This is a genomic window from Chryseobacterium sp. CS2K3, assembly GCF_059515185.1.
The window spans coordinates 87879-101838 of sequence record NZ_JCAKRW010000002.1 but is presented as its reverse complement, the minus strand read 5'-3'; the positions used below and the strand labels follow the sequence as shown (position 1 = coordinate 101838).

Below are 13960 nucleotides of genomic sequence, written 5' to 3'. Positions count from 1 at the left end.
GATTAGCGACTTTAATAATGGATATGAAAAATAAAACTCTACCTATTTTGTTTGCCGTATTTTCTGTGTTTCCGGCGTTTGTATTTGGACAAGATAACGAAAAGCTTATTAAAGATTATATTTCTCAAAATAAAATAAGAGAATATAAGAAGTCTGATCTCAATAATTTTATTATTGATAATGTAGATCCATCTGCATCATTGAACGGTAATGTTGTGAAGTTTTTACAAACTTATAATGGCTTGCCTGTATTTAGTTCGGTAGGAACAGCTTTAATCAAGGATAATAAAGTAGTTTATTATACCGATAATTTTGTAAAGGATTATACTACGGCTACAGAAAAAAAAGCTTCAATAAACGAGAAATCAGCGCTTCAAAAAATTGCATCTGATTTAAATAATGATAAAGTTTCAAATCTTCCGATAATAAATTTCTTTGAAAAAAATGCTGGTAAATTAACTGCAGCGAAACAGAGACTTGTTTACATTCCTAATAAGAATAATGATCTTCGTTTAGCATATGAATTTTTGGTTAAAGAACCAAATTCTGTTAATTCATGGAATATCTTAATAGATGCTAATACAGGTGAAATTATTAATAAAACGAATCTGAATCTTTCATGTAATTTTCATGACGATGCATATGTACACACAGAAAACTATCAGGTAAGCATGATGCCACAAAATCATGATTTTTATATTCATGATAATATTCAAAAAAGAAATATGCTATTTCTAGCCCCTGATAACGCTTCATATAATGTATTTCCATTGCCAATTGAAGCTCCTACTTTTGGACCGCGATCTGTAGTAAATAATCCTTGGATTCTTACATCTTCACCTGAAGGTTGGCATTCGAATGGAACGAACCATTATACGATTACTAGAGGTAATAACGTATATGCATATGATGATAAAGATGATGATGAAGATACCTTTGGAACTTCTCCTGATGGAGGAGCAACAAGGAATTTTAATTTTGCTTATGATGCAAACGGATTAACATACAATAACTTATCTGCAGCTACTACCAACTTGTTTTATATCAGTAATATGGTTCATGATATATTTTATAAGTTTGGTTTTAATGAAACATCGAAAAATTTTCAAAGTAATAACTTTGGAAAAGGAGGATTAGATGATGATGAAGTTTTTGCTCAATCCCAAGACGGGGGAGGTTTTAATAATGCAAATTTTGCAACTGGTCCTGATAGCTATAATCCTGTAATGCAGATGTATCTTTGGATGGGGTCTAATAGAAAAGCTTGGTATAATGCACCTGCAGACGCAACTTCTCGAGTTGTTGATGGTGGGATTGCTCAGTTTGGAGCTCAGCTTAATGATATAGGAATTACTGGCGATGTGAAGCTAGCAAGTGTTTTAGATGCGTGTACTGCTCTTCCTGCAGGAGAGTTAATTGGTAAAATCGCTTTAGTTGAAAGAGGAACATGTGGTTTTGCTATTAAAGTTAAAAATGCTCAGCTAGCTGGAGCTATAGGAACTATTATCTATAATAATTCTGCAAATGGAGCCAATATAGGTAATATGGCGGGAGATGGTGTTGTTTCTCCAACAGTTACAATTCCTTCAATATTAATTACTGAAGCTGAAGGAACATTTATGAAAAATAAGCTTACAGCAAATATACCTGTCAATACAACTCTGAGAGTTGATACAAGATATGATGGAAGTTTCGATAATGGTATTGTTACACACGAGTATGGTCATGGAATATCCAATAGATTAACGGGAGATGGCTATACCTGCTTAAATGCAAGACCCTATACAGGAAATGCTATCTATTCTAAAGAACAAATGGGTGAAGGTTGGTCAGACTTTTTTGCTTTGATGGTAACTAATAAACCTGGAGATAATGCTTCTGTAGCAAGAGGCATGGGAACTTACCCTATTGGGCAGCCAATAACAGGAGATGGTATCAGACCATTCAAATATTCTCCGGATTTTACGGTAAACGGAGCTACTTATGGTGATACAAACGGGTTAGAATATAACAATAATGGTACTATGGTAGCAGATTCTCACTCGATTGGATTTATATGGGCGACGATGCTATGGGATCTTCATTGGAAATATGTTGAAAAATACGGATACTCATCTGATGTAACAGCTAATACTACAAATGGAAGTTCTAAAGTACTACAATTGGTTGTTGACGGACTTAAGCTACAGCCTTGTGATCCTACGTTTATTGAGGGAAGAGATGCTATATTAGCTGCTGAGATGGCAAGTACTCATGGTAATGATAAATGTATGATTTGGAAAACTTTTGCTAAAAGAGGATTGGGAGTAAATGCTTCTGCTGGAGATAAAACAAATATTAATGACCAGGTAGAAAGCTTTGATGTTCCTGCTGACTGCGCTACATTAGGTACTGACGAAGTGAAGTCTGTAAAAGAAAACAAAATTTCTATTTATCCAAACCCGGCTAAAGACGAATTCTTTATCAACTTCCCAAGCAATACTATTGGAAAAGTAAGCGTAGAGCTTTATGATATGTCTGGTAAAATGATTTCTTCAGAAGATAAAATTTCACCGGAAACTAAAAAATCAATCTCTACCAACAAGCTTGTCAACGGAACTTATATGGTAAAAGTGAAAGGACTTGGTTTTGAATTTACTTCAAAAGTGATTGTAAATAAATAACAGACTTATATAATCAATTCTAAAAATCGCCACAAGCTTGCTTGTGGCGATTTTATTTATCTATCATCATCACACCTCTGGAGACTTTAAATTATATGTTGTACCTTTGCAGGCTGTTAAAAAAATTATGAAGAAGCAAAATATACTAAAAGGTGTTTTATTTGTAGGGATTGGTGCTAGTATATATGGTATGTTAGCCACTTTTGTGAAATTGGCGTATCATGACGGTTTTACAACTTCTGAAGTGACTACTTCCCAGTTTGTACTTGGTCTTGCAGGACTTTTGATCCTGAATATTATTCAGACGTTAACCTCAAAAAAGAAATTATCTCTGCCAAGTTCTAAAGAAGCAAGAATGTTGATGCTTGCCGGAACTTCACTGGGAGGAACCAGTTTGTTTTATTATATAGCCGTACAATATATCAACGTATCCATTGCTATTGTATTATTGATGCAATCGGTATGGTTCAGTGTAGTTGTGGAAAGCATCCTGACCAGAAAATTACCCAATGCGAGAAAAGTAGTTTCTGTGATCATTGTATTATTGGGAACTGTTTTAGCTACAAACCTTATCAATATGGAAATAGAGCTGGACTGGCATGGAGTATTCTGGGGGCTGGTGGCAGCAGGTTCATATACACTCACAATGTTTACTTCTAATACATTAGCGACTCATTTACCTGTTTTCAGGAAAAGTATTATAATGCTTACGGGGGGGGCTATCGTAGTTTTTGCATTTTTATTCTTTGCTCAGATAGGTCCAATGTATTTTGATGGGTTAAAATCATTTTACCTCAATTTTACAGAAAACACAGAACATATTCACCCGTTTAATTATTCTATTTTCTTGACATATGGGTTTGTTCTTGCCTTATTTGGAACCATTATTCCTCCGATTTTATTCAATATAGGTTTCCCGAATGCAGGATTAGGTTTAGGAAGTATTGTGTCATCACTGGAACTTCCGGTTTCTGTAACTATGGCATTTGTTCTGTTAGGAGAAAAAGTATTGCTTATACAATGGGTAGGAATCGTTCTGATTCTTTTTGCAATTGTTTTAATGAACCTGCCTTCCAAAAAAGAAAAAGAAGTTTCAATGGCAGAAATGTCTTAAAAAATAATATTTAATAAATAAAATCTTACTTAAAACCGTTTCCTTTAGAGCGGTTTTTTTATTTTTAAACTTTAAATAAAGCTTATGAACTATTTCCGAAATATAATAACAGCTTTGATATTAGCAACCGCATCCGGTACTATGTCTTCTCAGATAAGACCCCTGGATGAAATGTTATCTGATTATCAGTATCCTTTTGAAGTTCATTTTATGAATTTTAAATCTCAGGATAACCAATTAAAGATGGCTTATATGGATATCAAGCCACAGAAGTCCAATGGAAAAACGATCATGCTCCTTCATGGTAAAAATTTTAATGGAGCCTACTGGGAGAAAACAGCAAAAGATTTATCCTCGAAAGGATTTAGGGTTATTATTCCTGATCAGATCGGATTTGGGAAGTCCTCAAAGCCTCATCAGTATCAGTTTTCATTTTCACAACTGGCGGAAAATACAAAAGCTGTTCTGGATGAACTTCATATTGATAAAACCATTGTTCTCGGACATTCAATGGGGGGAATGGTTGCTGCCAGATTTACATTATTGTATCCCGAAAAAGTAGAAAAACTTATTCTTGAAAATCCTATCGGTCTTGAAGATTATAAAACATTTGCATCTTATCAGACCATTGATCAGGCATACCAGTCGGAATTAAAAAATACTTCTGAAACCTATAAAAATTATCAGTTAAAATTTTATTATGATAATAAATGGAAAGAAGAGTATCAGCCTTGGCTTGATCTGATTGCCGGATGGACGCTTCATAAAGACTATCCGCAAGTAGCGTGGGATGCTGCACTTACTTCTGATATGATCTATAATCAGCCGGTATCTTATGAATTTAAAAATATAAAAGTGCCCACTTTACTCATCATTGGAACAAGAGACAGAACAGCAATTGGAAAAGATAGAGCTCCAAAAGAACTCCAACCCAAAATGGGACAGTACCAGGAACTAGGGAAAAAAACACAGCTTGAAATTAAAGGTTCAAAATTGGTAGAACTTGAAAATGTAGGGCATCTTCCCCACATTGAAGTTTACCCCAAATTCTTTGAAGCCCTTTATAATTTTATTAAATAAAAATGGAGAAATTTGTTCAACCAAAACAAAAAGGCGGTTGTCTGGAGATATCATTTTCATTATTATTCATTTTTTTACTCCTGGGAATGGGAGTTGGAGGCGCCTACTATAGTTTAGATAAATTTCAAAGTCGTATCAACCTGGTCTCAAATGGCATTAAAACCGATGGTGTTATCACGAGTTATGAAGAACATTGGTCAAAAGATGATGATGGAATATCCAGAAAGATGTATTCTCCTGTAATTTCCTATTATGATTCTTCCAATCACTCACATACACTTTATTCCGATTACAGCAGTAGTACTAGAGCATGGTCTAAAGACGTTACCGTATATTTTGATAAAAAAGATCCATCAAAAGCGATTCGTGGTGGATTTTGGCATCTGTGGTTCTGGCCTTTTGTAATCTTTTGTTTATCGATGATTCCGATGGCGATAGGCTTATTTATTATTAAATATTGTATTGATTTTTTATTCAAAAAGAATCGTAATAATAAAATAATATGATTTAGTGAATTTAAGCTTAAATTATCTTTGATATTGTTAAAAAAATATTTTATTATCTGCCTTTATTTTTAATATCAAGGTTTTCTTTTTCTTTGAAATGCTTTTTTAAGGGTTTTAAGACTTTTAATTTATTTTTTTATTAAATGTTTATTTTATGCTTAATTTAAATGTTAAATATTTTATTTTTAGGTTTAATATTTAAATTAAATTTATTTATTTGTTAATTTTATGTTTGTTTTGTTAATTATTTTATTAATTTGCTATCGAATTAATAATTTAATTTTATATGAAAAAAACACTTACTATTATTAAAACTTTATGTTTCACATTATCTGTTGGTCTGGTACCTTCAACTTTCGTACAGGCACAGGAGAAAAACATAGAAGTTTCAACAAAGGATTTGCCAAGAATTTCAAAATCTTCTGCGATGGGAAATTTCTATGCAAATTTTAATGGAAAAAAAGTTTCGACTGATTTTTTAATTCCAAACCTTAATAAATGGTTTGGTGTAGACGGTAATCATACCTTTGAATTTATAAGTGCTAAAACAGATGATTTAGGAATAAAACATTCTGTTTATCAGCATTATTATAAAAAAGTAAAAGTTGCAGATGAATTGATCCTGGTTCATGAAAGAGATGGAAATGTAACATATGTAAATGGTGAGCTTACAGACAGTATTAATTTGGAAGTAGATAATCTCCTTGCAAAAGAGCGAATTGAAGGTATTGTCAGTAAAGATATGGGGACCTCGGATATAAGTTTTGCTGATTATGAGCAGGTTATTACGAAAGTATACGAAGGTGAAGGAATACAATTGTATGCTGCTTCTCAAATCAATGCTATGTCCAAGAAGGGATTGAAATCTTATATATTTTATATTGATAATAAAAGCGGGAAAATTGTCAAAAAACTGGATAAAATTTATCATGAAAATCTAAAGCCTTCCATTAAATCTATTTCTGTTGAACAAAAAAAGACTGTTGGAATTTTACCTGTTATAGCTCCACTATTGGATACACCTTCTACAAGCACTACGTATTATAAAGGTAATAGGAATATCACAGTTGATTCCTATAATGAACAATTTCGTCTTAAGGATCTAGCGCGTAATATTCATACCCGCGATGCGACTGGATGGGATAGAGGAGGATATAGTGATACAGGTGAGCTTTCGGGTATTATCAATGAGTATACTAGTAATACACCTAATTTTACTGCATCGGCTACAAAACCGGCAGTAGAAGTTCATTGGGCGATGGAAATTGCTCATGATTATTACGTAAATAGGCATAATAGAAACTCTTATGATGGTAACGGTTCTATAATAAGAAATTACTATAATGTTAATTTTTCGGATGCAGGTGAACCTTATTATGGAGCCAATGCAGCAGCACTGGATACACAAGGAATTGTTGCAATGTTATATGGAAATGGAAATGTTGATAACAACGGTCAATTAATTCCTTTGTTTAATCCTGTGGTTGGGATAGATGTTGCTGGTCATGAGTATTCACACTTGATCGTAAGTAGAACCGCTAATCTTGCTTATCAGAAGGAATCGGGAGCTCTAAATGAATCATTTGCAGATATGTTCGGGACATCAATTGAATTTTACTCCGGAGTGAACCCAAATTGGACTATAGGCGAAGGGATCCCGCACCCAGCTCTTGGCGCTTTTATGAGAAGTATGTCCAATCCTAATAATGGACCTGCTTCTTTGGGGATTCAGCAGCCAGATACCTATAAAGGAACTTATTGGAAAAATAGTTCGGCTTCATGTACACCAATAAAAGATAATGATTATTGTGGGGTACATACCAATAGTGGCGTAGGTAATTATTGGTTTTATTTACTGTCGCAAGGAGGTTCTGGTACTAATGATATAGGCACAGCATTTAATGTTACAGGTATTACAATACAAAAGGCGGAAAAAATTGCTTTCAGAACTTTAACTACTTATCTAACTGCAAATAGTGCATATACTGATGCTTACACTGGTTCAATACAGGCTGTTATAGATCTGTATGGTGCAGGTTCTAATGAACATCAGCAAGTAGAAAATGCCTGGTGTGCTGTAGGATTAGGAAACTGTGCAAAGATTTTAGCAGTAAATGAAGCTGCCAAGCCTACTGTTCAGGAGTTTAAAATTTATCCTAATCCAATTAATAATGGACGATTTACCATTGAGTCCGATATCAGAGGAAATGCAGAATATGAGATTTTTGATCTTTCAGGGAAGTTAATCAAGGCGTCTGAAAAACTAGAAAAAGGAGTGAATGATATAAATATTAATAATGTTCAATCAGGGGTGTATTTAGTGAAAGTAAATGCTGATGGAAAAATTATTTCGAAAAAGATAGTTGTTAAATAGTTTAAAATTATTTATCAGGTTCTTAGAAATAGCCTTTTATCAGAATCAAAGAAAAGACCGTTTTCATTAAACGGTCTTTCTCTTTTTTTGAAACATCAGTAAAGCAAGAGTAGCAATTCCGGAAAAAACAATACATGAAATTCCCAGATTCTGAATAAAGCCTACACTTATCAATCCAAGCCCGATCAATATATAATACATAAGTCCCAATAAAGCTCCAGCACTTCCTGTTTCATTTTTATAATTAATCAAAGCCGTGCTTAGAATATTTGGGATGGCAATACTGAAAGCCATGACAATAAAAAAGTAAGGGATTAGGAAATATATTCCATGGTGTAGTAAGATCCATACGAAAACAGAAGCTATAAATGCGCTCAAAGTACTTACTTTGATCAATGTATTTGGAACCATATTTTTTAATAATAAGAATCTGTTAAGCTTTGCTCCTATAAATGTTCCGGCTGCCAGTACAATACTACTGTATCCGAAAACATAAGAAGAATAATGCTGTTCCTTAAAGATAAAAGGAGCCAGTGAATAATAAGAAAACAATAATACATTAAAACCCGTGATCAATAAGCAGCATCTGATGATTTCATGATCCCTGATCATTCGTTTTAATAAAATAAACAAAGATTGAGCGTTTGTTCCCTTGCTGGAGGTAATAGTCTCAGAAACTTTTTTTCTCGACAGAATATAAAATAATACTGCTAAAAGGTATAAAGTAATAAAAACCCCCTGATGACCTGCGTAGGATGCGAGTACAGAACCTGTTGTCATTCCGATAATAGGGCTGATAGATAAACCAATGCCAATCCAGGAAAACACTTTGCTGATATTATCCTTATCATAAGTATCACGTAAAATAGTCTGAGTAACAATGGATCCTACAGCAATTCCGAAAGCTGAAAGAACTCTGGCTGCCAACAAAATCGTAAAGCTGGGAGCAAAAATAGCGGCAAAGGTTCCGATTCCATAAGTGATTAATCCATATTCCAATGATTTTTTTCTTCCTATTCTGTCACTCTGAATACCCCAAAAAGCAACCCCTAAGGCAAATGCTATAAAATATAAACTAATAGTTAATGTTGTCGCTTCTTCATTCACCCCGAATTTTTCCTGCACGATGGGTAACACAGGACTGTAAATAGTTTCTACGAATTGTGGTAGCATAACTAATAACGTTAACAGCCAGAGTGGATTTGTCTTTTTCATTTTTTTCTGCAAAGATTCGAAAAATTCACGCTATATTTATAATGATAAAAAAACAAAAAATATCAAAAATAGGACATGGCTATATTGAATCAGAATGATGAATTTGATGCAGATTCTCTTAAGGAAAAAGTAATTGGAATTGCTTCTGATATGGCGATGCATGATTCCGGATTTCATTTGCATAAAACTAAAGCCCAATTGCTATATGCTCCGTCAGGATGTATGACGGTAACCATTTCTGATACTCAGTTTGTTTTGCCTCCGTTCAGCATGCTTTGGATTCCTGCAAATAAAGCGCATAGGGTGAATTTTCGAAATATGGTTGCTTACAGATCTGTTTATTTCGATACAGATTATGCAGAAAAATATATAAGTTCAAGCCTTAAAGTGTTGCATGTGAATTCTTTATTAAAAGAAATTATCGAAAGAATGTGTTTTTGGGAATGGCAGAGCTTAAGTGAAAGACAGGAAAATATTTTAAATGTATTCTGGGATGAGATAAATGAAGCTCCCGAAGAAAAGCTTGCCCTGAAAATGCCTCAAGACAAACGTTTGACGAAAGTAGCAGAAGAATGGACCTTACGTTTTTCAATACCACCCATGCTGAAAAAACTTGCGGATGAAACCGGAGCGGTAGAAAAAACAATCACCAGAATTTTTAAAAGAGAAACAGGATTGTCTTATCAGGAATGGCGACAGCAGTGGAGGTTACAAAGATCCATTGAGCTTTTGGTAGAAGGGAATTCAATAGGAGAGGTGGCTCACATTTTAGACTTCTCTTCTGATAGTGCTTTTATCGAGTTTTTTAAAAAACATACAGGTTCTACGCCTTTACAGTATTTAATGAAAAATGAATAAAATTTCCAGCGTATATTTTATAGAATAAACACAAATATTTCATTTGAAGACCATAAGCATCTCTTTGTTTTAAGGTGGCAAAAATTCATATAATTTTTAATGGGGTGGTTAAAATTAAAATCAAGCTCTATATAAAACTTGTCCTATGAAAAGTCTAATAAAGAGTAATTTGCATAAAATTGTAGAACCAAACAAAATTGATTTTATGGACAATTATACAAACATAATAGAAGTAAAAACGAATGCAGATAAAGCATATAAAGCATTGACCCGGGAAATTCCTCTTTGGTGGACGGAAATGTTTGAAGGATCATCCTCTGAAACGGATGATGTTTTTACAATAAGATTTGGAGAGAACATTCACAAAACGATGAGAGTGAAAGAAATGATCACGGATTCAAAAGTAATCTGGTATGTTGAAGATTCATTGATAGCCCTTCCTGAATTAAAAAATCAGACAGAATGGATTGGTACTACGATCATCTGGGAAATAGAGAAGAAAGACAATATAACTTTACTGCATCTTACTCATATGGGCTTGAAACCCTCTGTAGAATGTTATGAAATATGTTCCAACGGATGGCTTCAATTTCTAAGCAGTCTGAAACTATTTCTGGAAACCGGAAAAGGAACTCCGTATACAGAATAATATACATTAAAAACTGTATATTACCTTATTACTCATAAAAAAGAAGCTGTCCACATATTGCGAACAGCCTCTTTTTGCATTTATTGTTGTCTGAATTATTTCTTCTTGTAAGCAGCGTCTTTAATTCTCGCTTTTTTACCTCTAAGATCTCTGAAGTAGTAGATTCTAGCTCTTCTAACTCTACCTCTTCTGTCAACCTCGATTTTTTGAAGTGCAGGCATGTTGATAGGGAATACTCTTTCTACACCTACATCACCAGACATTTTTCTGATTGTGAAAGTTTTTGTAGAACCAGTACCTCTTAATTGGATAACTGTCCCTTTGAAGAACTGAGTTCTAGTTTTTTGTCCTTCTTTAATTTCGTAATACACAGTAATTGTATCACCTGCTTTGAATTCAGGGAATTCTTTTTTCGCAATGTACTTGTCTTGTACGTACTTTAATAAATCCATTATTAATAAAATAAAATGTTAAAGCTAAGCAACTTACACGTTTATCGTCAGAGGTTGAATAACAGGTTGCAAATGTACAAAATAGTTTTTGAATACACCAAATAATTAATGTGCTAAAAACTATAATTTTTTCATTTTGATTTTGCTAAAGATTTAACAGTTTCTTTAAGATTCCATCAGGCAGGGTTTATATGGGAAACATACTTTTGCCCGAAATAAAAATCTGAGTAATGATTTTTTAATTTATTGATTCACAAATTATAAGTCTATATGTCATTTTAAAACTAAGCTATTATGAAACATTATTTCTTCTTTTTTTGTTTCGCGGTCCAGATGGCTTTCGGACAGGTTTTGTTCCCCTATCTTCAAAACCCGACTCCGAATTCCATGATCGTCAACTGGAAGACTGCTTCCGATAATGAAACAACTGTAATCTACGGGAGCTCACCCACAAATCTGAATGTGACGGTAACCGGCACTACCAATATCTTTTCAGATACAGGATATAATAACAATTACTATTACCACACAGCAAAAATTGCCAACCTACAACCTAATACCAAATATTATTATAAAATAAAAACAGGTGCCAGTGAGTCTGCAGTATACAATTTCAGAACATTGCCATTACCCGGACAACCCGTAACAGCTGATGGAAAGATCCGTTTTCTGATCATGGGAGATAATCAGATCAAAGCAGAACCCAGATACGACAGCCTTACCTTAAATGCTTTTAAAAAATTAAAACAAAAGTTCGGTGCCAATGCTGATCCATCTGATAATATTGTGCTTACCTTTATGGTGGGAGATCAGGTAGACGTCGGTACTTTGGACCATTATGAAAATGTTCACTTCAAAAAGAATATAAAGCTATCGCCTTACCTGCCTATCCAGACAACGGTAGGAAATCATGAAACATACGGAACTTTAGGAATGAATTCATATTATGCGCACTTTTATATAGATGAAATTAAATATAAGAATATCAGTTCTGGAAATGAAAATTATTATGCCCAGCAGGCAGGAAATGTTTTATTTGTGAGTTTAAGTTCTGAGCACACAGGATCCGCACAGCAGATGTGGCTTCAGCAAATTTTGAATGAAGCGAATAATGATCCTACGGTAGACTGGATTATTTCTTTAAGCCACAGACCTTATCAGGCGGAACAATATGTAGGAGATATTTCTCAATGGGTAAGAGATAGTGCGGTACCTCTTTTAGTAACTTCCAATAAATACCTGATGCATGTAGGAGCTCACCATCACCTTTATCACAGAGGACAGCTGAAAAATACGCCTAATTATCAGATTATTTCAGGGGGAACAGCCTGGGATCAGTATTGGGGAATGTCTAATGAGAAAGATTTTGATGATGTTCAGAAAACATTGACGGATTGGACCTATCAGATTGTTGAAGTAGATATTCCAACCGGAAAAGTAGATATTGAATGCTACTCAATCGGGGGAGTTTATACAAAGAAAAATAATGAATTGGTAGATTCATTCCACCGATATAAAAATCAGCCCAAACCTGCAAAACCCTCTATTACCAATACCTTTGCCGGACCAATTAATCTGCCTTTAACATTGGATGGAAGTGTATTTTCATCTTCAAACGGAGAATTACTAAACACAACACAGTTTCTGATAAGCAAAGCCTCTGATTTTTCTGTGATTGAAAAAGAAGTATACCGTGATTTTGAAAACTGGTTTGGAAAAGATGGAAACGGCAATCCTGATAAAACTAAAAACCTGAATGAAGGAGTAGATATTACAAAAGTAACATTGGCTGCGAACTCCATTCCAAACGGAGTTTATTATGTGAAAACCCGTTACAGAGACAGAAATCTGGAGTGGAGTGAATGGAGTGATGTGAAGCAGTTCGAAATTGTAGGAAGTGTGGTTTCAAACCCGACTTTTACATTAGATAAAACTGAGTACACTCAAAATGAGCCTATTGTAGGAACTTTCACCGGAGGTCCCGGAAATCAGCAGGATTGGATAGGAATTTATAAAAAAGGACAAACGCCAACTACTACCACTTCACAAGTATATACTTATACGAACGGACAAACGGCAGGAACGGTTACTTTCAACAATGGTTTACCAAATAAAGGACAATACTTTGCAGGATTTTTCGCCAATGGAGGGTATACTGAAATTACCCCAAGGAAAAACTTTTATGTAGGACCGAAAGTTCAGCTACAGGCAACAGCAGACACTTATCCGGTAGGAGGAACTGTTACGATTAATTACTCAAATGGTCCGAATTTACAGAAAGACTGGATCGGAATTTATAAAATGGGGCAGACTGCAGGAACAACTGCTTCCATCAAATGGAGCTATGTGACAACATCTTCCGGAACGCTTAATTTTACAGGTCTTCCAAAAGGATATTATTATGCTCAGTATCTATTGGAAGACGGATATAATGGTATTGGCGAAAAAGTATTCTTTAAAGTAGGGGATATCGTTACCGAGCTATGGATCAACAAACCTGTTTATTCATTGGGCGAAAATATTACGGCTTCATGGACGGATTCTCCGGGAATTATCAAAGACTGGTTAGGAATTTATCCTCAGAATGTCCAGACGCCGGATGATAACTTCATTTCTTATACTTATTTTGACGGCGTTACACAGGGAACGAAGACAATCCAGGGAACAGCAGTACCTACTACACCAGGAAATTATTATATGGTAATGTTTACCAATGATTCCTATACAGAAGTATCAAACAGGGTACAATTCCAGGTGAGTTCAGCTTCTTTAGGAGTGGATGAAGCGAAAAGCACAGAGAAAAATGTAATTCTTTATCCAAATCCAACAAAACCGGGTGAACCAACCTTCATCAAAAGTGATTACCCGATAGAAAAAATCGAATTGGTATCAGCAGCAGGAGAATTACTGTATGAATCTAAAAATATTCATAACCAACGTTTCTCTTTAGTGAATGAAAATCTTCCGAAAGGAGTCTATTTCGTAAAAGTTCACGCAAGGAAATTATTTACTTTAAAACTGATCATTCAGTAATATAAATCAAATATAA

10 protein-coding genes are annotated in these 13960 nt (G+C 34.4%); 8 read left to right on the top strand and 2 right to left on the bottom strand.

All coding sequences use genetic code 11. The annotated features are described in order from the left end of the window. The first annotated feature begins 23 nt into the window (after positions 1-23). From AC5YGG_RS03650 to AC5YGG_RS03630, 5 genes are all read left to right on the top strand, one after another. Positions 24-2663: a T9SS-dependent M36 family metallopeptidase gene (locus AC5YGG_RS03650; RefSeq protein ID WP_496143082.1), complete on the top strand. Its 2640-nt coding sequence runs from the start codon at positions 24-26 to the stop codon at positions 2661-2663. A gap of 127 nt (positions 2664-2790) precedes the next feature. Continuing rightward, on the top strand, positions 2791-3777 hold the full coding sequence (locus AC5YGG_RS03645; protein WP_496143081.1) for an EamA family transporter: 987 nt from the start codon (positions 2791-2793) through the stop codon (positions 3775-3777). Positions 3778-3861: 84 nt separating this feature from the next. Continuing rightward, complete coding sequence (locus tag AC5YGG_RS03640; protein WP_496143080.1) at positions 3862-4857, top strand: alpha/beta fold hydrolase; 996 nt, start codon at positions 3862-3864, stop codon at positions 4855-4857. Positions 4858-4859: 2 nt separating this feature from the next. Next, positions 4860-5363 carry a DUF3592 domain-containing protein gene (locus AC5YGG_RS03635; RefSeq protein WP_496143079.1) on the top strand — a complete coding sequence of 168 codons (504 nt, stop codon included), beginning with the start codon at positions 4860-4862 and terminating at the stop codon, positions 5361-5363. Positions 5364-5649: 286 nt separating this feature from the next. Then, entirely contained in the window at positions 5650-7737 is a 2088-nt protein-coding gene (locus AC5YGG_RS03630; RefSeq protein WP_496143078.1) for a M4 family metallopeptidase, read from the top strand. Positions 7738-7803: 66 nt separating this feature from the next. Here AC5YGG_RS03630 and AC5YGG_RS03625 read toward each other — a convergent pair whose 3' ends face one another. After that, positions 7804-8952 (bottom strand): multidrug effflux MFS transporter, encoded by a 1149-nt coding sequence (locus AC5YGG_RS03625; RefSeq protein ID WP_496143077.1) that lies wholly within the window; start codon positions 8950-8952, stop codon positions 7804-7806. 75 nt (positions 8953-9027) lie between these two features. On the opposite strand from AC5YGG_RS03625, the gene AC5YGG_RS03620 reads away from it, so the two are divergent. Then, positions 9028-9810 carry an AraC family transcriptional regulator gene (locus AC5YGG_RS03620; protein ID WP_496143076.1) on the top strand — a complete coding sequence of 261 codons (783 nt, stop codon included), beginning with the start codon at positions 9028-9030 and terminating at the stop codon, positions 9808-9810. Positions 9811-9955: 145 nt separating this feature from the next. Continuing rightward, positions 9956-10459: an SRPBCC family protein gene (locus AC5YGG_RS03615; protein WP_496143075.1), complete on the top strand. Its 504-nt coding sequence runs from the start codon at positions 9956-9958 to the stop codon at positions 10457-10459. A 95-nt stretch (positions 10460-10554) separates the two neighbouring features. Here the strand turns inward: AC5YGG_RS03615 and rplS are convergent, their stop codons facing one another. Then, positions 10555-10911, bottom strand: coding sequence for a 50S ribosomal protein L19 (rplS, locus tag AC5YGG_RS03610; protein WP_002980648.1), 357 nt, complete (start codon positions 10909-10911; stop codon positions 10555-10557). A 294-nt stretch (positions 10912-11205) separates the two neighbouring features. Here rplS and AC5YGG_RS03605 point away from each other — a divergent pair, with 294 nt between their 5' ends. Then, positions 11206-13944 (top strand): fibronectin type III domain-containing protein, encoded by a 2739-nt coding sequence (locus AC5YGG_RS03605; protein WP_496143074.1) that lies wholly within the window; start codon positions 11206-11208, stop codon positions 13942-13944. Positions 13945-13960: the final 16 nt, after the last annotated feature.

Bases quoted from the DNA above. Each gene is read 5' to 3' on its own strand.
- AC5YGG_RS03625 (WP_496143077.1), bottom strand. From the start codon at position 8,952: ATGAAAAAGACAAATCCACTCTGGCTGTTAACGTTATTAGTTATGCTA.
- AC5YGG_RS03605 (WP_496143074.1), top strand. From the start codon at position 11,206: ATGAAACATTATTTCTTCTTTTTTTGTTTCGCGGTCCAGATGGCTTTC.
- AC5YGG_RS03650 (WP_496143082.1), top strand. From the start codon at position 24: ATGAAAAATAAAACTCTACCTATTTTGTTTGCCGTATTTTCTGTGTTT.
- rplS (WP_002980648.1), bottom strand. From the start codon at position 10,911: ATGGATTTATTAAAGTACGTACAAGACAAGTACATTGCGAAAAAAGAA.
- AC5YGG_RS03615 (WP_496143075.1), top strand. From the start codon at position 9,956: ATGAAAAGTCTAATAAAGAGTAATTTGCATAAAATTGTAGAACCAAAC.
- AC5YGG_RS03630 (WP_496143078.1), top strand. From the start codon at position 5,650: ATGAAAAAAACACTTACTATTATTAAAACTTTATGTTTCACATTATCT.
- AC5YGG_RS03635 (WP_496143079.1), top strand. From the start codon at position 4,860: ATGGAGAAATTTGTTCAACCAAAACAAAAAGGCGGTTGTCTGGAGATA.
- AC5YGG_RS03645 (WP_496143081.1), top strand. From the start codon at position 2,791: ATGAAGAAGCAAAATATACTAAAAGGTGTTTTATTTGTAGGGATTGGT.
- AC5YGG_RS03620 (WP_496143076.1), top strand. From the start codon at position 9,028: ATGGCTATATTGAATCAGAATGATGAATTTGATGCAGATTCTCTTAAG.
- AC5YGG_RS03640 (WP_496143080.1), top strand. From the start codon at position 3,862: ATGAACTATTTCCGAAATATAATAACAGCTTTGATATTAGCAACCGCA.